A 23,142-nucleotide genomic window follows, 5' to 3' on the forward strand; every position below is an offset into this window, starting at 1 on the left:
GTGGCCAGCAACGCCTGCGCCTCGATCGGATCACCCAGCGTCGTCCCCGTCCCGTGCGCCTCCACCACATCCACATCCGCGGTGGTGAGGCGGGCCGACGCCAGCGCCTGACGGATCACCCGCTGCTGCGACGGACCGTTCGGCGCCGTCAGCCCGTTGGACGCCCCGTCCTGGTTCACCGCCGAACCCCGCACCACCGCCAGCACCTCATGACCAAGGCGCCGCGCGTCCGACAACCGCTCCAGGACGAGCATGCCGGCGCCCTCGGACAGAGCCGTGCCGTCCGCCGCGTCGGCGAAGGACTTGGCGTGACCGTCGGCGGCGAGGTTGCGCTGCCTGCTGAAGTCCACGAACGTGTCGACGGTCGACATCACGGACACCCCGCCGGCCAGCGCGAGGGTGCACTCGCCCTGCCTCAGCGCCTGCGCGGCCAGGTGCAGCGCCACCAGGGACGACGAGCACGCCGTGTCGACGGTGAGCGTCGGGCCCTCCAGACCGAGGGTGTAGGCGACCCGGCCGGAGGCCACACTGCCGAGGCTGCCGTTGCCGAGGTGGTCGCGCACGGACTCGGGGACGCGGTGCAGGCGGCTGCCGTAGTCGTGGTACATGACGCCCGCGAACACGCCGGTACGGGTGCCGCGCACGGAGTGCGGGTCGATGCCGGCCCGCTCCAGCGCCTCCCAGGACGTCTCCAGCAGCAGCCGCTGCTGCGGGTCCATGGCCAGGGCCTCGCGCGGGCCGATGCCGAAGAAGTCCGGGTCGAAGTCGGCGGCGTCGTACAGGAATCCGCCCGACCGGGTGGAGGAGTGGCCGGACTTGCCCGGCTCCGGGTCGTACAGGCCGTCCAGGTCCCAGCCGCGGTCGGCGGGGAAGGCGCCGATGCCGTCGCCGCCGTCGGCCAGCAGCCGCCACAGCTCCTCGGGGGTGCTGACGCCGCCGGGGTAGCGGCAGGCCATGGCGACGATGGCGACCGGCTCGTCCGCTTCCCGTTCCCGCACGGGGACTTCGGCGGCGGTCTCGGCCTGCGCGCCGAACAGTTCCGTCCTCAGGTGTCCCACGAGCGCGCCCGCGTCGGGGTGGTCGAAGACCAGGGTGGCGGGCAGGCGCAGGCCGACCGCGGTGCCCAGGCGGTTGCGCAGTTCCACGGCGGTCAGCGAGTCGAAGCCCACCTCGCGGAAGGAGCGGCGCGGGTCGAGCGTCATGTCGCTGCCGTGGCCGAGCACGGCGGCGACCTGGGTGCGGACCAGTTCCAGCAGGGCCGCGTCGCGTTCGGCGGGGCCCAGGGCGGCGAGCCGGTCGGCGAACGACGCGGAGTCCGTGCGGGAGGCCGCGGTACGGCGGGCCCGGGCGGGCACCAGGGCGCGCAGCACGGCCGGGACGTCCGGGGCGCGGCGCAGGACGGCCAGGTCCAGGCCGATCGGGAGCAGCAGCGCCTCGTCGGTGGCCAGGGCGGCGTCGAGCAGGCGCAGGCCCGCCTCGGTGGACAGGGGGCGGACGCCCGCGCGGGCCATGCGGGCCACGTCGGCGTCGGTGAGGTGGGCGGTCAGCCCGGTGCGCTGCTCCCAGAAGCCCCAGGCCAGCGAGTGCGCGGGCAGGCCGTGGTGCCTGCGGTGGGCGGCCAGCGCGTCGAGGAAGGCGTTGGCGGCGGCGTAGCCGGACTGGCCCGCGCCGTCGACCGTGCCGGCGGCGGAGGAGAACAGGACGAACGCGGCGAGACCGAGGTCGCGCGTCAGCTCGTGCAGATGCCAGGCGGCGTCGGCCTTGGGCCGCAGCACGGCGGCCAGCCGCTCGGGCGTCTGGTCGGTCAGCAGGCCGTCGTCCAGGACGCCGGCGAGGTGGACGACCGCGGTCAGCGGGTGCTCGGGCGGTATCCCGGCGAGGAGAGCGGCGAGCCGGCCGCGGTCGGCGGCGTCGCAGCGGGCCACGACGATCTCCGCGTCCAGGCCGGCGAAGTCGTCGGCGGCGGTGCCGCTGCGCCCGGCCAGCACCAGGCGGCGCACGCCGTGCTCGGCGACCAGGTGCCGGGCGACCACGGCGCCGAGGACGCCGGTGCCGCCGGTGACGAGTACGGTGCCCTCGGGGTCGAGCCGCGGGAACCGGCCCGGCGGTGCGGTGCGGGCGAGCCGGGGGACGTGCGCGGTGCCGTCGCGCAGGGCGAGCTGGGGTTCGCCGCCGGCCGCCGCGGCGGCCACCGCGGCGGCGGCGTCACCGCCGTCCACCAGCACGAACCGGCCGGGGTGCTCGCCCTGCGCGGCCCGCACCAGGCCCCATACGGCGGCGCCCGCCAGATCGGTGACGTCCTCCTCCCCCACGGCCACGGCGCCCCGGGTGAGCACCACCAGGCGTGCGGAGGCGGTGCGTTCGTCCGCGAGCCAGTCATGTACGGCGGCCAGCACCCGCTCGGTGGCCCGGTGGACGCCGGTGACCGGGTCGTCGTGGCCGCCGGCCGTCAGCACCGCCCAGTCGGGCACCGCGTCCAGTGCGGCCGGGCCCCCTTCGCCCAGCACGGCGTACTCCGGTGCGGGCGTGGCGGGCACGGGCAGGGCGGGCCAGTCCAGGCGGTAGAGGTCGTCCACGGGGGCCGTGGAGGTGAGCGCGGCCGGGTCGACGGGCCGGGAGACCAGGGCCTCCACCTCGGCGACCGGGGCGCCCGTGGGGTCGGCCAGCTGGAGGGACAGCGTCTCGCCGCCGTGCAGCCGGACCCGCAGGGCGGTGGCGCCGGCCGCGTACAGCGAGACCCCGGCCCAGGAGAACGGCAGCCGGGCGGTGTCCTGGCCGTCGGTGAGGAGGCCGTCGGCGTGCAGGGCGGCGTCGAACAGGGCCGGGTGCAGGGCGAAGCCGTCGGCGTCCACGGGCAGTTCGACCTCGGCGAAGGTCTCGTCGCCGCGCCGCCAGACCGCGCGCAGCCCCTGGAAGGCGGGCCCGTAGTCGTAGCCGAGGGCGGCCAGCCGGTCGTAGGCGTCCTCGGTCGGTACCGGCTCCGCGCCCGCGGGCGGCCAGGCGGTGAGGTCGAAGGAGGGCGCGGTGGTCCGTGGGGCGAGCAGGCCGGTGGCGTGCCGGGTCCAGGCGGTGTCGTCGGTGCCCTCGGGGCGGGAGTGGACGCTCAGCGCGCGGTGTCCGGTGTCGTCGGGGGCGGCCACGTGCAGCTGGAGCTGGGTCGCGCCCCGGTCGGGCAGCATCAGCGGTGCCTGGAGGGTGAGTTCGGCGAGGTGCGCGCAGCCGAGGTCGTGACCGGCGCCGAGCGCCAGCTCCACCAGGGCGGTGCCGGGCAGCAGGGGGGTGCCGGACACGGCGTGGTCGGCCAGCCAGGGCGCGGTGGCGGTGGACAGCCGGCCGGTGAACACGGTGCCGCCCTCGGCGACCGGGACGGCGGCGCCCAGCAGCGGGTGGCCGGTGGTCTCAAGGCCGGCGGCGGTGACGTCACCGGTGGTGGCGGACCGGCCGAGCCAGTACCGCTCGCGCTGGAAGGCGTAGGTGGGCAGGTCGGCGGCGCGGACCGGCAGGTCGCCGAAGACGGGCGACCAGTCCACGGGGACGCCGGCCACGAAGGCCTCGCCGAGCGCGGTCAGCAGGCGTTCGGGGCCGCCGTCGTCGCGGTGCAGGGAGCCCAGGCCGGTGATGTCGGCGCCGGCGGCGTCGGCGGTCTCCTCGATGCTGTGCAGCAGCACGGGGTGCGGGCTGCACTCGACGAACACCCCGTACCCGGCGTCCAGCAGGGTCCGCGTGGCCGGTTCGAACAGCACGCTCTGCCGCAGGTTGGTGTACCAGTAGCCGGCGTCCAGGCCGGTGGTGTCGAGCCGGGCGCCGGTGACGGTGGAGTAGAACGGCACCTCGGCGGACCGGGCCCGGACGTCCGCCAGGTCGGCGAGCAGCCGCTCCCGGATCGACTCCACGTGGGCGCTGTGCGAGGCGTAGTCCACCGGGAGCCGCTTGGCGCGGTCGCCGCCGGCCACGATCGTCTCGCGGAGTTCGTCCAGGGCGTCGGCGTCGCCGGACAGCACCACGGAGGAGGCACCGTTGACGGCGGCCACCGAGATCCGGCCCTCGTAGCGGGCGACGAGGCCGCGCACCCGGGCCTCGGGCAGGGCCACCGACATCATGCCGCCGCGGCCGGAGAGTTCCCGGGCGATGGCCTGGCTGCGCAGGGCCACGACGCGGGCGCCGTCGGCGAGGGAGAGGGCGCCGGCGACGCAGGCGGCGGCGATCTCGCCCTGGGAGTGGCCGATGACGGCGGCGGGCCGGACCCCGTGCGCGCGCCACACCTCGGCGAGCGACACCATGATCGCCCACAGCACGGGCTGGACGACGTCCACCCGCTCCAGCGGCTGCCGCGCCCGTACGGTCTCGATGAGGTCCCAGTCGGTGACGGGCGCGAGGGCCGCGGCGCAGTCGGCCATGCGCGCGGCGAACACCGGTGAGGTGTCGAGCAGGCCGGCGGCCATGCCGGGCCACTGGGAGCCCTGGCCGGGGAAGACGAAGGCGATGCGGGACCGGCCGGCCGGCCGGCCGCGCACCACGTTCGGCGCGGTGCCGTCGCCCTCGGCGAGGGCGGTGAGGCCCGCGGTGAGTGCGGGCAGGTCGGCGCCGGTGACGACGGCCCGTTCGGCCAGTGCGGCGCGTCCGGTGGCGAGCGTGTGGGCGATGTCGGGGAGGGGGCCGGCGCCGGTGGTGAGGTGGTCGAGGAGGCGGCGGGCCTGGGCGGCGAGGCCCCGGGTGCCGTTGCCGGACAGCACCAGCGGCAGCGGGCCGGTCCAGGAGGGCTCCGTCGTGCGGGGCTCGGTCTCGGGGGCGGCCTCCACGATGACGTGGGCGTTGGTGCCGCTGATGCCGAAGGAGGAGACGGCGGCGCGGCGGGGCTCGCCGTCGGAGGGCCAGTCGCGGGCCTCGGTGAGGAGTTCGACGGCGCCGGCCTCCCAGTCGACCTGGGAGGTGGGCTGTTCGGCGTGCAGGGTCCTCGGCAGCCGGCCGTGCCGCAGGGCCATCACCATCTTGATGACGCCCGCGACGCCGGCGGCGGCCTGGGTGTGCCCGATGTTGGACTTCACCGAGCCCAGCCACAGCGGCTCGGCGCGGTCCTGGCCGTAGGTGGCGAGCAGGGCCTGCGCCTCGATCGGGTCGCCGAGCGGGGTGCCGGTGCCGTGCGCCTCGACGGCGTGCACCTGGCGGGGTTCCAGGCGGGCGTTGGCGAGGGCGGCGCGGATGACACGCTGCTGGGAGGGGCCGTTCGGGGCGGTCAGACCGTTGGAGGCGCCGTCCTGGTTGACGGCCGAGCCGCGCACCACGGCCAGCACGGGGTGGCCGTTGCGCCGGGCGTCGCTGAGCCGTTCCAGCAGGAGCAGGCCGGCGCCCTCGCCCCAGCCGGTGCCGTCCGCGCCCTGGGCGAAGGACTTGCAGCGGCCGTCCAGGGCGAGACCGCGCTGGCGGGAGAAGTCGATGAAGGTGTCGGGGGTGGACATCACCGTCACGCCGCCGGCGAGGGCCAGGCCGCACTCGCCGGTGCGCAGGGCCTGCACGGCGAGGTGGAGGGCGACGAGCGAGGAGGAGCAGGCGGTGTCGACGGTGACGGCGGGCCCCTCCAGGCCGAGGATGTAGGAGACGCGGCCGGAGGCGACACTGCCCAGGTTGCCGTTGCCCAGGTAGCCCTCGACGCCCTCGGGGACCTCGGTGAGCCAGCTGCCGTAGTCGTGGTACATGACGCCCGCGTAGATGCCGGTGCGGCTGCCCTTGAGGGTGTGCGGGTCGATGCCGGCGCGTTCGAACGCCTCCCAGGCGGTCTCCAGCAGCAGCCGCTGCTGCGGGTCCATGGCGATGGCCTCGCGCGGGCTGATGCCGAAGAAGCCGGGGTCGAACTCGGTGGCGTCGTACAGGAACCCGCCTTCGCGGACGTGGGTGCGGCCGGGGGCGTCGGGGTCGGGGTCGTAGATGCCGTCGACGTCCCAGCCGCGGTCGGCGGGGAAGTCGCCCACGGCGTCCGTGCCGGTGTCGACCAGCTGCCACAGCTGCTCGGGCGTGCTGACGCCGCCGGGGTAGCGGCAGCTCATGGCGACGATCGCGACGGGCTCCCGCGCCGCCTCGGTGACCTGGTCGTGTCGCTGGCGCAGCCGCTCGTTCTCGAGCAATGACTCGCGCAGCGCCTCGACGATCTGCTCGACGGATGTGTCCACGGTCGGTGTCGCTCCCTGCTGGCTCGGCGGCGCTGGTGACGCGGTGGAGGGTGCGCCGGGCGGGGGTGGCCCGGTGCCGGACGCGGCGCGTCGTCCGGCACCGGATGAGGTCATGTGCCGCTGCGGTCGAGCGCGGCGCGCACCAGGTCGGCCACGGCCATGGACTTGATGTCCAGGGCCCGGTCGGCGGGTGCCGGGTCCGCGTCGGGCTCGGACAGCTTCAGCAGGCCGTCGAGCAGGCCGGCTTCCCGGATGCGGGCGACGGGGATGCGGGCGAGGACGGCGCGCAGTTCGTCGTCACCGGACGCGGCGGCGACGGGCTCGGGGTCCGGTCGCAGCCGTTCGAGGAGGTGGCCGGCGAGCGCGACGGGGGTGGCGTAGTCGAAGATGAGCGTGGACGGCAGGCGCAGTCCGCTGACCGTGTTCAGCCGGTTGCGCAGTTCCACCGCGGCGAGCGAGTCGAAGCCCAGCTCGGTGAAGGCGCGGCGCGGTTCGACGGCGGCGGGTCCGGCGTGCCCGAGGACGGCGGCGGCCTCGGTGCGGACCGCTTCCAGCACGGTGTGTTCGTGGTCGGCGACGGGCAGTCCGGCCAGCTGTTCGCCGAGGGTGCGGGCGTGGTCGTCGTGGTCCGGGCGGGCGGTGACGCCGGCCAGGGTGCGCAGCACGGCCGGCACGTCGCCGCCGCGCCGGCGCAGGGCGGCGGTGTCCAGCCGTACGGGGACCAGGGCGGGGCTGCCGGAGGCGACGGCGGCGTCGAACAGCTCCAGGCCCTCGTCCGGGTCGAGCGCGCCGATGCCGGTGCGTTCGATGCGCTGGACCTCGGCCGTGTCGAGTGCGGCGCCCATGCCGCCGCCGGACCACAGGCCCCAGGCCAGGGAGGTGGCGGGCAGGCCCAGGGCGGCGCGGTGGGCGGCCAGCGCGTCGAGGAAGACGTTGGCGGCGGCGTAGTTGCCCTGGCCGGAGGCGTCGAGGGTGCCGGCGGCCGAGGAGAACAGCACGAAGTGCGCGAGGTCCCGGTCCCGGGTGAGTTCGTGCAGGTGCCAGGCGGCGTCCGCCTTGGGCCGCAGCACGGTGTCCAGCCGGGCCGGGGTGAGCGAGGTGACCAGGCCGTCGTCGAGGACGCCGGCGGTGTGGACGACGCTGTCGACGGGGTGCGCGGTGAGCAGCGCGGCGAGCGCGGCACGGTCGGACACGTCGCAGGCGACGATGTCGGCCTCGGCGCCCAGGTCCGCCAGGCCGGCGCGCAGTGCGGCGGCGCCGGGCGCCCCGGGGCCGCGACGGCTGGTCAGCAGCAGGCGGGTGACGCCGTGCCGGGCGGCCAGGTGGCGGGCGACCAGGGCGCCGAGCCCGCCGGTGCCGCCGGTGACGAGGACGGTGCCCCACGGTCGGTCCGTGCCCGGGGATGCCTCGGCGCGGACCAGGCGGGGGGCGTGGGCGCGGCCGTCGCGCCAGCGGATCTCCGGCTCCCGGGAGTCGAGAAGCGCGGCCAGCGCGGCGCGGTCGGGTACGGGTGCGCCGGGCGTGGCCCGTGCGAGGAGGAGGATCCGGCCGGGGTCCTCGGCCTGCGCGGCCCGGACCAGTCCGTGCACCGCGGTGTCGGCGAGGCCGCCGCCGGTGAGCACCACGAGGACCGAGCCGGCGTACCGGTCGTCGGCCGTCCATGCCTTCAGGGGGTCCAGGATGCGGCCGAGGGCGGTGCGCACGGCGCCGGGCAGGTGTACGCCGTCGGCGGGCGGGGCGGTGACCGGCAGGATCACCACGTCGGGCACGGGGGTGCCGAGGGTGTCCAGGGCGGCGTGCACCGGGACGCCGAGGCCCAGGTCGTCGTCGCCGAGGACGGCCCAGCTGCGGCGGTCGGGGCGGCCGGCGGCCGCGGGCAGCGGTGTGTCGGTGACGGCGTACAGGTGACGGCGCCGCTCCGGGGTGAGCCGGTCCGCGGTGACCGGCCGGGTGACGTACGACTCCACGGTGGCGAGGGGCCGGCCGTCGGTGTCCGCCAGTTCGAGGCGGGTGCCGTCGGGGCCCGGGGTGACGCGGACGCGGGCGGTGAGGGACGCCGGGGCGTGCAGGGTGACGCCCGTCCAGGCGAAGGGCAGGGCGATGCCGTCGGACGGTTCGGCGGGCGCCTCCCCGCTGTCCAGGAGGGACGTGACGTGCAGGGCGGAGTCCAGCAGCGCGGGGTGCAGGGCGTGCCGGGCGGCGTCCTGTCGTGCGGGTGCGGGCAGTTCGAGTTCGGCGAGGAGCGTGCCGCCGTCCCGCCAGGCCGCCCGGACGCCGCGGAAGACGGGGCCGTAGTCGTAGCCCTCGGTGTGCAGGCGCGGGTAGAGGCCGGTGACGTCGAGCGGGGTGGCGCCGGGCGGCGGCCAGGCGCCGGAGGCGGCCGGGGGCGGGGCGGCGGGTCCGGTGAGGGTGCCGGTGGCGTGCCGGGTCCAGCCCTCGTCGGCGGGGGCGGCCTCGGCGCGCGAGTGGATCTCGACGGTGCCGTCGGCGCCGGCGGCGACCTGGAGGTGTACGGCGGTGTCCGCGGGCAGCGCCAGCGGGGCCTGGAGGGTCAGCTCCTGGAGGACGGGGCGGCCGGTGAGGCGGCCGGCGTGCAGCGCGAGGTCGACGAGCGCGGCGCCGGGCACCAGGACCGTGCCGAGCACGGCGTGTTCGGCGAGGACCGGGTGGGTGGCGGTGGAGATCCGGCCGGTGAGCAGCACACCGGCGTCGCCGGGCAGGTCCAGGCGGGCGCTGACCAGCGGGTGGCCGGCGGCGGCGAGTCCGTGTCCGGCGGCGTCGCCGACGGCGACGGCGGGCGTGGGGAGCCAGTACCTGCGGTGCTCGAAGGCGTAGGTGGGCAGGTCGACCCGGCGTCCGGCGTAGGTCTCGTACAGCACCGCCCAGTCGACGTCGAAGCCCCGGGTGTGGACGGTGGCCAGGGCGGCGAGCAGGCCGGGCAGCTGGGCGGTGTCCTTGCGGGCGGTGGCGACGAAGGCGGTGTCCCCGGAGGCGCCGGTGTCCGGCAGGCAGTCGGGGCCCAGCGCGGTGAGCACGGGCGCGGCGCCGAGTTCGAGGAAGGTGCCGGCGCCCTGCGCGGCGAGCGTCGCGACCGCGTCGGCGAAGCGCACCGTCTGCCGCACGTGCCCTACCCAGTAGTCGGCGGAGCCGAGTTCGGCGGCGGTGGCCGGGGCGCCGGTGAGGGTGGAGACGAGGGGCACGGTCGGCTCGGCCGCCCGGAGGCCGGCCATGACCTCCCGGAACGCGGCCAGCATGGGGTCCATGCGGGGCGAGTGGAAGGCGTGCGAGACGCGCAGCCTGCGGGTGGTCGTGAAGTGCGCGGCGACCTCGGTGACGGCGTCCTCGTCGCCGGAGACGACCACGGCGCGGGGGCCGTTGACGGCGGCTATGCCGCAGCGCTCGCCGTCCAGCAGCGCGGTGACCTCCTCCGGCGATGCCTGCACGGCGACCATCGCGCCGCCCTCCGGCAGGGCCTGCATGAGCCGGCCCCGGGCGGCGACCGCGGTGACGGCGTCCTGGAGCGACCAGACCCCGGCGACGTGCGCGGCGGCGAACTCGCCGACGGAGTGCCCGGCCAGCGAGCCGGGGCGCAGCCCGAAGGACTCCAGCAGCCGGTAGAGGGCGACCTGGGTGGTGAACAGGGCGGCCTGCGTGTAGGCGGTCTGCTCCAGGGTCTCGCCGTCGTCACCGAGGACCACCTCGGCGAGGGGTCGTTCGAGGTGCTTGTCGAAGAGCGCGGCGGCGCGGTCGAAGTGCTCGGCGTAGACGGGGAAGGCGTCGTACCAGTCGCGGCCCATGCCGGGGCGCTGGGCGCCCTGGCCGGAGAACAGGTAGGCGAGGGTGCCGTCGGTGGCGGAGCCGGTGACAAGGAGCCCGGGGGCCTCGGTGCCGTGGGCCAGGGCGGTCAGCGCCGCGGTGGCCTGGTCGTCACCGGCCGCGAGGAGCACGGCGCGGTGGGGGTGGGTGCCGCGGGTGGTGGCCAGGGCCAGGCCGAGATCGGCGCAGGCGGTGCCGGTCAGCTCCAGCAGGCGCCGGGCCTGGCCGCGCAGGGCCTCGGGCGAGCGGGCGGAGACCGGGAGGGCGAGCACCGGCGGGGCGGTGGCGGGGTCCGGCCGCGGGGGTGCGGGTTCGGTGAACTCCTCCAGGATGACGTGGGCGTTGGTGCCGCTGATGCCGAACGAGGAGACACCGGCCCGCCGGGCCCGGCCGGTCTCGGGCCACGGGCGTCGCTCGGTGAGCACTTCCACGGCGCCGGCGCTCCAGTCCACCTGGTGGGACGGCGCGTCGACGTGCAGGGTCTTCGGCAGCACGCCGTGGCGCATCGCCATGACCATCTTGATGACGCCGGCCACACCGGCGGCGGCCTGGGTGTGCCCCATGTTGGACTTGACCGAGCCCAGCCACAGCGGCTCGGCGCGGTCCTGGCCGTAGGTGGCGAGCAGCGCCTGGGCCTCGATCGGGTCGCCGAGGGTGGTGCCGGTGCCGTGCGCCTCGACGGCGTCCACGTCGGCCGGGGTGAGCCCGGCGGTGGCGAGCGCGGCGCGGATGACGCGCTGCTGGGAGGGGCCGTTGGGGGCGGTCAGGCCGTTGGAGGCGCCGTCCTGGTTGACGGCCGAGCCGCGGAGCAGGGCCAGCACCCGGTGGCCGTTGCGGCGCGCGTCGGAGAGGCGTTCGACGACGAGGACGCCGGCGCCCTCGCCCCAGCCGGTGCCGTCGGCGGCGGCGGCGAAGGACTTGCAGCGGCCGTCGGCGGCCAGCCCGCGCTGCCGGGCGAAGTCGACGAAGGTGTCCGGTGTCGACATGACGGTGACGCCGCCGGCCAGGGCGAGGTCGCACTCCCCCTGGCGCAGCGCCTGCGCTGCCAGGTGCAGGGTGACCAGTGAGGAGGAGCAGGCGGTGTCGACGGTGACGGCCGGCCCCTCCAGGCCGAGGGCGTAGGCGACCCGGCCGGAGACGACGCTGCCGAGGGTGCCGTTGCCGAGGTAGGCGGCGAGGTCGTCGGGTACCTCGGCGAGCCAGGTGCCGTAGTCGTGGTACATGACGCCCGCGAACACTCCGGTGCGGGAGCCGCGCAGGCGGTGCGGGTCGATGGCGGAGCGCTCCAGCGCCTCCCAGGACACCTCCAGCAGGAGCCGCTGCTGCGGGTCCATGGCGACGGCCTCGCGCGGGCCGATGCCGAAGAAGCCGGGGTCGAACTCGGCCGCGTCGTAGAGGAAGGCGCCTTCGCGGGTGTAGGTGCGGCCGGGGGTGCCCGGTTCGGGGTCGTAGAGCGCCTCGGTGTCCCAGCCGCGGTCCGCCGGGAAGCCGCCGACCGCGTCGACGCCGTCGGCGACGAGCCGCCACAGGTCCTCCGGGGAGCGGACCTCGCCGGGGTAGCGGCAGCTCATGCCGACGATGGCGATCGGGTCGTCGTCGGGGGCGGTGCGGGCCGGGACGGCGGGGGTGTCCCTCGGGCCGGTGCCGAAGAGGGTGTCGCGGATGTGGCCGGCGAGGGCGTGGGAGGTGGGGTGGTCGAAGACGAGGGTGGCGGGCAGCCGCAGCCCGGTGGCGGTGCCCAGCCGGTTGCGCAGTTCGACGGCGGCGAGCGAGTCGAAGCCGAGGTCGGTGAAGGCCCGGCCGGGGTCGACGGCGGACGGCCCGTCGTGCCGGAGCACGGCTGCCACCTCGGTGCGCACCAGGTCGAGCAGGGCGCGGTCGCGGTCGGCGGCGGGCAGCGCGGCGAGTTGTCCCTCCGCGGCCCGGGCGGGGGCGGCGTTCGCCGTGGTCCGGCGGGTGACCGGGCGGACGAGGGCGCTCAGCAGCGGCGGTACGCCGTCGGGGCGGCGGCGTACGGCGGCCGCGTCGATCTCCACGGGCACCAGGTGGGGGGCGCGGGAGCGGACGGCGGCGTCGAACAGCTCCAGGGAGCGTGCGGCGGACAGTCCGGGGAGGCCGTAGGCCGCGACGCGCTGCCGGGCGGTGTCGTCCAGAGCGGCGCCCATGCCGCTGTCGGTGGCCCACAGGCCCCAGGCGAGGGAGGTGGCGGGCAGGCCGAGGGCGGCGCGGTGCTCGGCGAGGGCGTCGAGGTAGGCGTTGGCGGCGGCGTAGTTGCCCTGGCCGGGGCCGTCGAGGACGGCGGCGAGGGAGGAGAACAGCACGAAGTGGGCGAGGTCGCGGTCCCGGGTCAGCTCGTGCAGGTGCCAGGCGCCCAGCGCCTTGGCGTGGAAGACCTCGTCCACCATCTCGTCGGTGAGGGTGTCCACGATGCCGTCGCGGACGGTGCCCGCCGCGTGGACGACGGAGTCGACGGGGTGTTGTTCCAGCAGGCGGCGCAGCGCCTCGCGGTCACCCACGTCGCAGGCGGCGGTGGTCACCTCGGCGCCGAGGGCGGTGAGTTCGGCGTGCAGCGCGGGGGCGGTGCCGCGGCGGCCGGCGAGCACCAGGCGGCGCACGCCGTGGGCCCGGACCAGGTGCCGGGCGAGGAGCGCGCCGAGGCCGCCGGTGCCGCCGGTGACGAGGGCGGTGCCCCAGTCGGCGGCGGGTTCTTCACCCGGGGGCCGCGAGGTCAGCCGGGGCACGCTGAACCCGCCTTCGGCGAGGGAGAGTTCGGGTTCGCCGGTGGCGAGGAGCTGACGCAGAACGGCCTCGGAGGGCAGCGTCTCGTGCTCGACGAGGACGTAGCGGCCGGGGTTCTCGGCCTGCGCGGAGCGGACCAGGCCGCGGACGGCGGCGTGGGCGGGGCAGGCGGGCCGGGTGACGACGACGAGCCGGGTGCCGGCCAGGCGCTCGTCCGCCTGCCAGGTGCGCAGCAGCCGCAGGACGTCGTGGACGTGGGCGCGTGCCTCGGTGGCGTCGGCGCCCGCCGGGCCGGGGACGCGGTGCACGACGGCGTCCGGGGCGGGGCCGTCGAGCAGCGCCTCGACGGAGTCCGTGAGCACGGCGGTGCGCAGGGGTGCGGTGGTCGCCGGCCGGGGGTGCGGCGACCACCGCACGGCGTACAGGGCGTCACCCGCCGGTACGGGGCGGGAGGTCAGGGCGTCGACGGCGGCCACCGGGGCGCCGGTGGCGTCGGCGAGGCGCAGGGCGATGGTGTCGCCGCCGCCGTGGGTGATCTTCACGCGGAGGGCGGACGCGCCGGTGGCGTGCAGGGTGACGCCGGTCCAGGCGAACGGCACCAGCACCTCGGAGCGGGGCGGGGCGTCGAGGTCGGCGGCGTGCAGCGCGGCGTCGAGCAGCGCCGGGTGCAGGCCGAACGCGCCGGCGTCGGCGGCGGTGTCCTCGGGCAGGGCGACCTCGGCGTAGACGTCGTCGCCGTGCCGCCAGGCGGCGCGCAGCCCCTGGAAGGCGGGTCCGTAGCCGTAGCCCTGGTCGGCGAGGTCCGGGTAGACGCGCGTGGTGTCGAGGGGCCGGGCGTCGCGCGGCGGCCATTCGGTCAGGCCGGCCGGAGCGGGCGGGGCGGTGGTGGTGAGGACGCCGGCGGCGTGCCGGGTCCAGGGTGCGGCCTCGTCGGCGCGGGTGTGGACGGTGACGTCGCGGCGTCCGGAGTCGTCGGGTTCGCCGACGGCCACCTGTACGGCGATGTCCTCGTCGGCGCGCAGCACGAGCGGGGCGCCGAGGGTCAGCTCCTCCAGGGTGGTGGCGCCGACGTGGTCGCCGGCGCGCAGGGCGAGTTCGACGAAGGCGGTGCCGGGGAACAGCACCCGGCCCGCGATGACGTGGTCGGCGAGCCAGGGCTGGGTCCGGGTGGACAGCCGGCCGGTGAGTACGACGCCCTCGGCGCCGACGGCGACCACGGCGGCGAGCAGCGGGTGGCCTGCGGGGAGCTGGCCGAGGGACGCCGCGTCGGTGGCGGGGCGCTGCTCCAGCCAGAACCGGCGGCGCTGGAAGGGGTAGCCGGGCAGGTCGACGTGGCGTGCGGCCGGGCCGGCGAAGTGCCGCCGCCAGTCGACGGGGACACCCCGGGCATGGGCGGCGGCGAGCGCGGTGACGGCCTCGCGGGCCTCGGGCCGCTCGCGCCGCAGCACCGGCAGGAAGGCGGTGCCGGGTACGTCGGTGCAGTCCGGGCCCATGGCGGACAGCACCGCGTCCGGGCCGACCTCCAGGAACGTGCGGACCCCGGCGTCGGCGAGCGCGCGGACGGCGTCGTGGAAGCGGACCCGGGCGCGGACGTGTTCCACCCAGTACTCGGGGTCGCTGAGCTCGGCGGTGACGGGGCCGCCGGTGACGGTGGAGACGACGGGCAGCGCCGGCTCGGCGTAGTCCAGGACGTGCGCGACGCGGCGGAACTCGGCCAGCATCGGTTCCATCAGCGGCGAGTGGAAGGCGTGGCTGACCCTGAGGCGCTTGGTGTCGTGGCCGCGCGCGGCGAGTTCGGCGGCGATCCGCTCCACGCCGGCCGTGTCACCGGAGATCACGACGGCGGCGGGCCCGTTGACCGCGGCGATGCCGGTGCCCGGAGTGAGCAGCGGTGTCACCTCGTCCTCGGCGGCGCGTACGGCGACCATGGCGCCGCCCTCGGGCAGCGCCTGCATGAGCCGGCCGCGGGCGGCGACCAGGATCGTGGCGTCCTGGAGGGTGAGGACCCCGGCCACGTGGGCGGCGGCGATCTCGCCGACGGAGTGCCCGGCGAGCTGGTCCGGGGCGAGGCCCCAGCTCTCCAGGAGCCGGTACAGGGCGACTTCCACGGCGAACAGGGCGGGCTGCGCGTACTCGGTACGGTGCAGCAGCCCGGCCTCGGGGGTGCCGGGCCCGGCGAACAGGATCTCCTTGAGGGGCCGGGCGAGCTGGAGGTCGAAGTGGGCGCAGACGTCGTCCAGGGCGGCGGCGAACACCGGGTGGGCGGCGGCGAGTTCGCGGCCCATGCCGGGGCGCTGGCTGCCCTGCCCGGTGAACAGGAAGCCGAGTTCGCCGTCGGCGCGCGCGGTGAGCGGTGTGGTCCCGGAGGCCAGGTCGTGGAGGGCGGCGCGCAGTTCGGCGCGGTCGGCGGCGACGAGGACGGCCCGGTCGGGCAGGGCGGCGCGGGTGGTGGCCAGCGCGTGGGCGAGGTCGAGCGGGTCGGTCTCGTCCACCAGGGGCAGCAGGTCGGCGGCGCGGGCGCGCAGGGCGGCCTCGCCCCGGGCGGACAGGGCGAACGGCAGCGGTGTCCCGGCGGGCGGGGCCGGGCGGCCGTCCGGGCCGGACTCCTCGGGCCCGGGTTCCGGCTGTTCGAGGATGACGTGTGCGTTGGTGCCGCTGACCCCGAACGACGACACGCCCGCCCGGCGGACCCGGCCGGTGTCGGGCCAGGCACGCTCCGCGGTGACGAGTTCCAGGGCCCCCGACGACCAGTTGACGTGCGGGGTGGGCGCGTCGACGTGGAGGGTCGCCGGTATCCGCCCGTGCTCCATGGCGAGGATCGTCTTGATCAGCCCGGCTGCGCCGGCGGCGGCCTGCGTGTGCCCGAGGTTGGACTTGACGGAGCCGAGCAGCAGCGGGGTGCCGGCGGGGCGGTCCTGGCCGTAGGTGGCGAGCAGCGCGGTGGCCTCGATGGGGTCGCCGAGCCGGGTGCCGGTGCCGTGGGCCTCGACCATGTCCACGTCGGCGGCGGTGAGACCGGCGTCGGCGAGTGCCCGGTGGATCAGCCGCTGCTGGGCGGTGCCGTTGGGTGCGGTCAGGCCGTTGGAGGCGCCGTCCTGGTTGACGGCCGAGCCGCGCACCACGGCCAGCACCCGGTGTCCGTTGCGGCGGGCGTCGCTCAGCCGTTCCAGGACGAGCACGCCGACGCCCTCGGCGAATCCGGTGCCGTCCGCGGCGGCGGCGAACGCCTTACAGCGCCCGTCGGGTGCGAGGCCCCGCTGCCGGCTGAAGGCGGTGAACACGCCGGGGCCGCCCATGACGGCCACGCCGCCCGCCAGGGCGAGGGAGGACTCGCCCTGCCGCAGTGAACGGCACGCCAGGTGGACGGCGACCAGGGAGCCGGAGCAGGCGGTGTCGACGGTGACCGCGGGGCCCTCGGCGCCCAGCACGTAGGCGACGCGGCCGGAGATGACACTGTTGGCGTTCCCGGCGAGCAGATAGGCGTCGAGGCCGTCCGGGGCTTCGTGCAGGCGCGGCCCGTACTCCTGGATCTCGGCGCCGAAGAACATGCCGGCCGGGGTGCCGCGCAGCGCCGTGGGGTCGATGCCGGCGTCCTCCAGGGCCTGCCAGGAGGTCTCCAGGACGAGCCGCTGCTGCGGGTCCATGCCGAGGGCCTCGCGCGGGCTGATGCCGAAGAAGTCGGCGTCGAACTCGGTGGCGGTGTCGAGGAATCCGCCGCTGCGGACGTAGGTGCTGCCGGGCACCTCGGGGTCCTCGTCGTAGAGGGCGTCCAGGTCCCAGCCGCGGTCGCGCGGGAAGCCCGAGAGGACCTCGCCGCCCTCGGTGAGCAGCCGCCACAGGTCGGCGGGCGAGGCGATGCCGCCGGGGAAGCGGCAGCCGATGCCGACGACGGCGACCGGTTCGTCGGCGGTGGCGTCACCGGCGTCACCGGCGGGTCCGCCGGGGGTGTCCGCCCGGCCGTGGACCTCGGCGAGCAGGCGGGCGGCCAGGTCGTGGACGGTCGGGCAGTCGTAGGCGAGGCCGACCGGCAGCTCCAGGCCGGTGCGCTCGGTGAGCCGCCGGTGCAGGTCGACCGCGGCGAGCGAGTCGAGTCCCTGCGCGGCGAAGGGGGTGGCCGCGTCGAGTGCGGCCGGCGTGCCCGGCCGGGCCGTCCCGATCGCCTCGGTCACGGCTTGGCGTACCAGTTCGGTCACCAGCCTGCGGTGCTGGGACGGTACGGCCGTGGCGAGCCGTCGTGCCAGGGCTGAGTCGTGTCCGGGCCCGTTCATCCACGCATCTCCACTTTCGGCCGACACCGGTTCTCCTCACCTTTTTCCACACCGTAGTGACGGCCCCCGAGAGGCCACACCCTTAAGCACCCCTAGGGGTGGGCGGCCTCGCGGGCCGGGGTGTCGTCGGGGTCGTGCCGGTCGAACGAACGGCGTACATAGGACAGGGAGTCGAGCAGTTCCGCGGAGGTGACGGCCTGCGCCGGGCGTACGTCGGCGATGCCGTTCAGCGGCATCTTCCCGATGTCGGCCCAGGCCAGCCGGCCGTCCGCGGCGATATAACTCCGGCTGGATCCGGCGTTGTCCGGATGCAGACAGTAGGGAACGTCGAGACGTCCCTCGGCGAACGCCGCCAGCAGGGCCGTACCGAGGTCGTCGTCCAGTTCGAGCACCCCGTCGACCAGGGCGGCCGCCTCCGCGTAGGTCTGAGTGCCGGTGGCGTCCAGCGGGGCGCGGGGGGTGCGCGCGGCGACCGCCGCCGCGTATTCGAGGGCGGCGGTGTTCTCGGACACCGTGGGAATGCGGCGGGATTCCGCGACGGTTTTCACGATGAGCCGTTCCGAGCCGCTGGCGACGGCGAGTTCGGCCGCTTTCCCGAGCAGCCGGTAGGCGCCCCGTTCCGTTTCCGGATACAGCCCCATGTAGGCGTAGACGACGACGTGCCATTCGGTGTCCGGCAGGAATCGCGCGCACAGTCCGCGCAACGCGGCCACCGCTTCGGCGTCCTGGCGGGGATCGGTCTGCTGCGCGTAACTCACGGAAATGCTGCGGATGCCGTGCCGGTGGAAGAACAGCGCCTCCAGGACGCTGACGGCGACGAGCAGGCTGGGTGGGCAGAGCTGGCCGAGGACGCAGCCGCCGAAGGTCTCCAGGTGCGGTTCGGCCCCCGACTCCCGCAGGCCGGCGAACAGTTCGCAGGAGGCGGTCCAGTGGGCGACGGACTCGCGCAGCGGGACCCGGCCGTAGGGCAGGCAGTAGGAGACCGGGCCGCCCTCGGAGGCGTCGAGTCCGACGGCCGTCAGCGCCCGGAAGATGTCCTGCGGCGCGGCCGAGCCGTGCCGGACCTGGACCGGGAAGCCGGGGCCGTGGATGCCGTCGAGCACCTGCCGGGTGACGGCCGGCGCGTGGCTCACGATCGGGTAGCCGTTGAGGGCCACGCCCTCCAGGACGGCGAGTTCGGCCGACTCCAGGTCACCCACCCGGGTGTAGCTGTCCAGGGTGATCGTGCCGACGGTGGTGGCTCTGGCGTTCCGGGTGGCGAGCAGCCCGGCCCGCATCCGTTCCGGGCTGCTCATCCCCATCCGGGGCTGGACCACCAGGTGGCCGGCGTCGTGAGCCCGGCGCACGAACGCGCCGAACCCGCCGCCGGTCACACCAGGGCCCGCTGCGGCAGCGTGCCGAGCATCCGCCGGAAGGCGGCGACGCCCTCGGCGCTGTCGTCGAACACCTCGTCGTACCCGGCGGCGCGCAGCGCGGCCACCTCGTCGGCGCCGCAGGGGCCGGCGATGCCGAGCTTGCCGCCGATGACGGCGGGCACCGCGGCGAGGCCGGGGTGTTCGCGCAGCCGGGTGACGGTCCGCATGCCGTCGTGGTAGCCGTGGCCGTTGACGCTGCTGACCACGATGAGGGAGGGGCGGTGGGCGAGGGCCTCGGCGATGAGCAGGTCCTCGGGGACGCAGGGGCCGAGGTTGACCACGCGGTGCCCGTGCTCCTCCAGGAGGAGCTGGAGGTAGACGAGGTTCCAGGTGTGGGAGTCGGAGATCCCGCCGGCCACCAGCACGGGCTGGTCGCCGGGGGCGGGCTGGGCCGGGAAGGGGCTCATCACAGGGCCTGTCCGTGGTCGTAGGTGCGGGTGTGCTCGATGCGGGAGACGGAGACGAGGTCGTCGCCGCGTACGACGATCTCGGCGGGGGCGGGCCTGCCGAGGAACATCAGCAGGCTGGCCGTGGGGCCGTACGCGCCGGCGTTGGGGACGGTGAGCAGGTCGCCCGGTGCCAGTGGCGGCAGCGGGACGTTCCGGCCGAGCAGGTCGCCCGGGGTGCACAGCGGTCCGGCGAGGCTCGCGGGGGTGCCGTCCGCGCCGACGGACTCGTGCGGTTCGACGGACACGGGCAGGATCCGGCCGAGTCCGGACATGCCGCCGAAGGTGTTGATGCCGGCGTCGAGGACGACATAGCGGTGGTCGCGGCTGTCCTTGACGTTGACGACGGAGGTGAGCAGGGTGCCGCTGTCGGCGACCAGGTAGCGGCCGGACTCGCAGGCGATGTGCGGGGCGCCCGCCCGCCAGCCGGGGAAGTGCTCGTCCAGCGTCGCGGCCAGGGCGTCGCGCAGCTCGCCGTAGACGGGGCGCTCGCCCTGCACGGCGTAGGGCGCGGAGAACCCGCCGCCGATGTCGAGGAAGCGGAGGGTGACGCCCAGGGCCTGCTGGAGGGCGGCGGCGGTGGCGATGGTGTGCCGGAACTCGGCGATGAGGCTCGCCTCGTCCTTGGCGTTGCTCAGCGGGAAGAAGTGCAGTCCGGCGATGCGGGTGCCGGGGACGTCGCGCAGGCGGGCGGCGAGGCCGGGCAGGGTCTCGCTGTCGAAGCCGAACTGCGAGGGCACGCCGGTCATGCGGATGCTGGTGGCGGCGGCGCCGGTGGCGTTGTTGACCCGGAGCAGGCAGTCGGCGGTGAGGCCCAGCCCGCGTGCCGTCTCGCCGACGCGGCGCAGGTCGTCGTGGGACTCGGTGGAGAACAGGCGGACGCCGCGGGTCAGCGCCTCGGTCAGCTCCCCGGTGGTCTTGCCGGGGCCGGTGTAGAGGATGCGGTCGCCGGGGAAGCCGGCCCGCAGCACGGCGTCGAGTTCGCCGGTGGAGCTGATCTCGGCGCGGCAGCCGCGGGCGCCGCCGGTGCGCAGCTCGCGCAGGAGTTCGGGGTGCGGGTTGGCCTTGGCGGCGTAGAACACCTCGACCTCGTCGGGCAGCGCGGCGAACAGGTCGTCGCGGGCCGCCGCCACCCGGTCCAGGTCGTAGACGTAGGACGGGGTGCCGAAGCGCTCGGCGAGTTCGGTGGGGCCGGTCACGGGGTGGGTCCTTCCAGGAGGCGGGCGAGCCGCTTGCGGTCGTGCTTGCCGTGCGGGGTCAGCGGCAGTTCCGCGACGACGCGGCTCACGCCGGGCACCTTGGCGGGCTCCAGCCGCAGCGACAGCTCCTTGAGCAGGGCGTGCGGGTCGATGTCGCCCTCGGCGAACACGGCGAGGTCACGTCCTTCGGCGGGCGGCAGAACGGCGGCGGCGCGGACGCCGGGGACGTCGGTGGCGGCGGCCTCGATCTCGGTGGTGCTCATGCGCACGCCCTTGTGCTTGAACATGTCGTCGCGGCGGCCCTCGTAGTAGAGGAAGCCGTCCTCGTCCACATGGCCGTAGTCGCCGGTGTGCAGCCGCAGTCCGCCGTCGGGGGCGGGGCGGAAGGCGCGGGCGGTCTGTTCCGGGGCCCGCCAGTAGCCGGGCATGACGTGCGGTCCCTCGACCACGATCTCGCCCGTCTGCCAGGGCGGCAGCGGCCGTCCCTCGTCGTCCACGACGAAGGCGCGGGTGCCGGGCAGCGGGCGGCCGACCGAGTCGGGCCTGGCGTCCTGGAAGGCGGGCGGCAGCACGGAGACGCGCTTGCACTCGGTCTGCCCGAACTGGATGACCACCTCCGCGCCGGGGAACGCGGTGCGCAGCCCGTCAGCGGTCGGCTTGGGCAGCGCGGCACCGGTGTTGGTGAACATGCGCACCCGGGACTCGTGGGCCGGTTCGCGTTCGGCGAGGGCGCAGATCATGGTGGCCAGGGACGGCACGATGGGGACGACGGTGGCGCCGGTCTCCCGGATGCGGCGCAGCAGCACCAGGTCGGACTCGCCGTCGGCGAGGACGAGTTCGCTGCGGCCGGCGGCGGTGAGCAGCACCTTGTACAGGCCGTAGTCCCAGGAGATCGGGAAGCGGCAGAACACCACGTCGTCGGGGCGGTAGCCGAGTTCCAGGTTGATGGCCTCGGTGGCGAAGACCATGCGGCCGTGCGGGCAGACGACCGCCTTGGGGGCCGCGGTCGAGCCGGAGGTGTAGACGAGGACGGCGTTGTCCTCGGGGCCGACCCGTGCTCCGCCGGAGCGGGCTCCGCGGTCGCGCAGGGCGGTGATGTCCGGCCACGCCTCGCCGAGCCCGAGGACCGGTACGCCGCCGGTGAGGGCGCCGATCCGGTCCACGGCGGTGTCGGTGACGACGACCAGGGAGGGCTCGGCGTTCTCGACGACCGCCCGCAGGTGGAAGTCCTTCATGCCGGTGTTGACGGGGACCAGGACCGCGCCCCGGCGCGCGGTGCCGTACAGCAGCGCGACCAGTTCCCGGGTGCTGGGCAGCTGGACCAGGACCCGGTCGCCGTGGCCGATGCCGCGCGCTTCCAGCCAGGCGTCGACGGCGTGGCTGTGGGCGGCGAGTTCCCGGTACGTCCAGCGGCCCGCGCCGTCGGCGACCGCCGGGGCGTCGGGGCGCTCGGCGGTGGCCTCGTCGAGCAGGTCGTGCACCCGGGCGTCGGTGCGGGCCGGCACTGTCGGTTGACCGTTCACTGCGACTCCTGCCGCCTTTCGTGTGTGCCTCCGGCTCCGGCGGACTGCCGCACGGCCGTGGCCTGGGAGGCGAGCTTCCTGCGATCGGTCTTGCGGTTGGAGTTGAGCGGAAGGACGTCCAGGTGGTGGTAGGCGCGCGGGACGATCGCGGCCGGCAGCAGCCGGCGCAGGTGGCGGGCGAGCCGGGCGGGCGGCATGGGCGTGCCGGTGTGGAAGACGGCCAGTTCCACGGTGCCGTCCACGGGCACCGCCACGGTCACGGCGTCCTCGACGCCGGGGCAGGTGCGTGCGGCGGCGTCCACCTCGGCCAGTTCCACCCGGATCCCGTGCACCTGGACCTGCGCGTCCTGCCGGCCCAGGTAGAGCCAGCCGCCGTCGCCGGCGCGGCGGACGCGGTCGCCGGTGCGGTAGTAGCGCCGGCCGTCCCGCTGGAGGAACCGTCCGCTGTCGTCGGCCGGGTCCAGATAGCCGGGGGTCAACTGCGGTCCGGCGATGCACAGTTCGCCCTCGTCGCCGGCGGTGGGCGTGCCGGCGGGGTCGAGCAGCAGCGTCTCGTGGCCCGGGTGGACGGCGCCGATGGGCACCATGTCGTTCAGGTGCCGTCCCGGTGTCCAGCGGTGCGCGGTGACGGTGATGGTCAGCTCGGTCGGGCCGTACAGGTTCTCCAGTGCGGCGCCCGGCGCGGCGGCGGCCCAGTCCTCGGCGTCCTTGCAGCTGAGCGCCTCCCCCGCGAAGAAGCTCCAGCGCAGCGAACCCAGGGCGCCCGGCGCGAGCCCGCCGGTGCGGCGCACCAGGGTGATCGCGCTGGGCGTGGAGAACCACACGGTCACACCCTGTTCGGCCAGGAACTCCGGCAGGCGCGCGTAGGCGCGGGCCGGTACGGGGACGACGGTGGCGCCGGCGCCCCAGGCGCAGAACAGGTCGAACATCGCGCAGTCGAAGTTGAGGTCGAAGGTCTGCGAGAAGACGTCGTGCGGGCCGAAGTCGTAGCGCCGGTCGAGCAGCCGGAAGTAGTGGGCGGTGTTGGCGTGGGTGACGGGCACGCCCTTGGGCCGGCCGGTGGAGCCGGAGGTGAACAGCACGTAGGCGATGTCGGAGGGCCGGGCGGGCATGGGGGCCTTCAGGGCGCTGTCCGGGTCGACGGCGAGCGCCGGCATCGGCTGCCCGCCGGGCGCGAAGAGCGTCGGCAGGGTGACACCGGCCTCGTGCAGCGCGGTCAGGGCGGGCAGCGCGTCGTCGTCGGCGAGCAGCGCGCCGACCCCGGCGGCCTCGATCATCTGCCGGGTGCGGGCGGCGGGGAAGGCGGGCTGGAGCGGTACGACGGTGACGCCGCTGTACAGGCCGGCCAGCAGGGCGGCGTACGCCGTGGGTCCCTTGCCGGCCAGTACCCCCACGGCGGGCGGCGGCTCGGGGAGCCCGGCGAGCAGTGAGCCGGCCCGGACGAGGGCGTTCTCGTGCAGGTCGCGGTAGGTGAGGTCGACGCCGTCGGCGCGCAGCGCGGGCCGGTCCGGGGCGACGGCCAGGCCGCGCGCGAACCGGCCGGACAGCGTGCCGTCCATGGTGGGGTCCACG

7 protein-coding genes are annotated in these 23,142 nt (G+C 76.0%); all 7 read right to left on the reverse strand.

Annotated features, from left to right (window positions below; genetic code table 11):
• A partial coding sequence (locus tag ABZ117_RS32775; protein ID WP_356826179.1) for a type I polyketide synthase occupies nt 1-6,164 on the reverse strand: 6,164 nt, incomplete at its 3' end.
• 110 nt (nt 6,165-6,274) lie between these two features.
• Nucleotides 6,275-16,987: a type I polyketide synthase gene (locus ABZ117_RS32780; protein ID WP_356826181.1), complete on the reverse strand. Its 10,713-nt coding sequence runs from the start codon at nt 16,985-16,987 to the stop codon at nt 6,275-6,277.
• A 92-nt stretch (nt 16,988-17,079) separates the two neighbouring features.
• Nucleotides 17,080-18,360 (reverse strand): methylaspartate mutase, encoded by a 1,281-nt coding sequence (locus tag ABZ117_RS32785; RefSeq protein ID WP_356826183.1) that lies wholly within the window; start codon nt 18,358-18,360, stop codon nt 17,080-17,082.
• Complete coding sequence (locus tag ABZ117_RS32790; protein WP_356826185.1) at nt 18,357-18,809, reverse strand: cobalamin-dependent protein; 453 nt, start codon at nt 18,807-18,809, stop codon at nt 18,357-18,359. The genes ABZ117_RS32785 and ABZ117_RS32790 overlap by 4 nt, the downstream gene beginning before the upstream one ends.
• Nucleotides 18,809-20,047 carry a type III PLP-dependent enzyme gene (locus tag ABZ117_RS32795; protein WP_356826187.1) on the reverse strand — a complete coding sequence of 413 codons (1,239 nt, stop codon included), beginning with the start codon at nt 20,045-20,047 and terminating at the stop codon, nt 18,809-18,811. The genes ABZ117_RS32790 and ABZ117_RS32795 overlap by 1 nt, the downstream gene beginning before the upstream one ends.
• Entirely contained in the window at nt 20,044-21,570 is a 1,527-nt protein-coding gene (locus tag ABZ117_RS32800) for an AMP-binding protein (protein WP_356826189.1), read from the reverse strand. Before ABZ117_RS32800 ends, ABZ117_RS32795 begins: the two co-directional genes overlap by 4 nt.
• Nucleotides 21,567-23,129, reverse strand: coding sequence for an amino acid adenylation domain-containing protein (locus ABZ117_RS32805; RefSeq protein WP_356826215.1), 1,563 nt, complete (start codon nt 23,127-23,129; stop codon nt 21,567-21,569). Before ABZ117_RS32805 ends, ABZ117_RS32800 begins: the two co-directional genes overlap by 4 nt.
• Nucleotides 23,130-23,142 lie beyond the last annotated feature (13 nt).

Source organism: Streptomyces sp. NPDC006309, assembly GCF_040613095.1.
Lineage (GTDB): Bacteria > Actinomycetota > Actinomycetes > Streptomycetales > Streptomycetaceae > Streptomyces.

Excerpts from the sequence above, each read along its gene's own strand:
- ABZ117_RS32780 (WP_356826181.1), bottom strand. The coding sequence starts at position 16,987 with ATGAACGGGCCCGGACACGACTCAGCCCTGGCACGACGGCTCGCCACG.
- ABZ117_RS32790 (WP_356826185.1), bottom strand. The coding sequence starts at position 18,809 with ATGAGCCCCTTCCCGGCCCAGCCCGCCCCCGGCGACCAGCCCGTGCTG.
- ABZ117_RS32805 (WP_356826215.1), bottom strand. The coding sequence starts at position 23,129 with ATGGACGGCACGCTGTCCGGCCGGTTCGCGCGCGGCCTGGCCGTCGCC.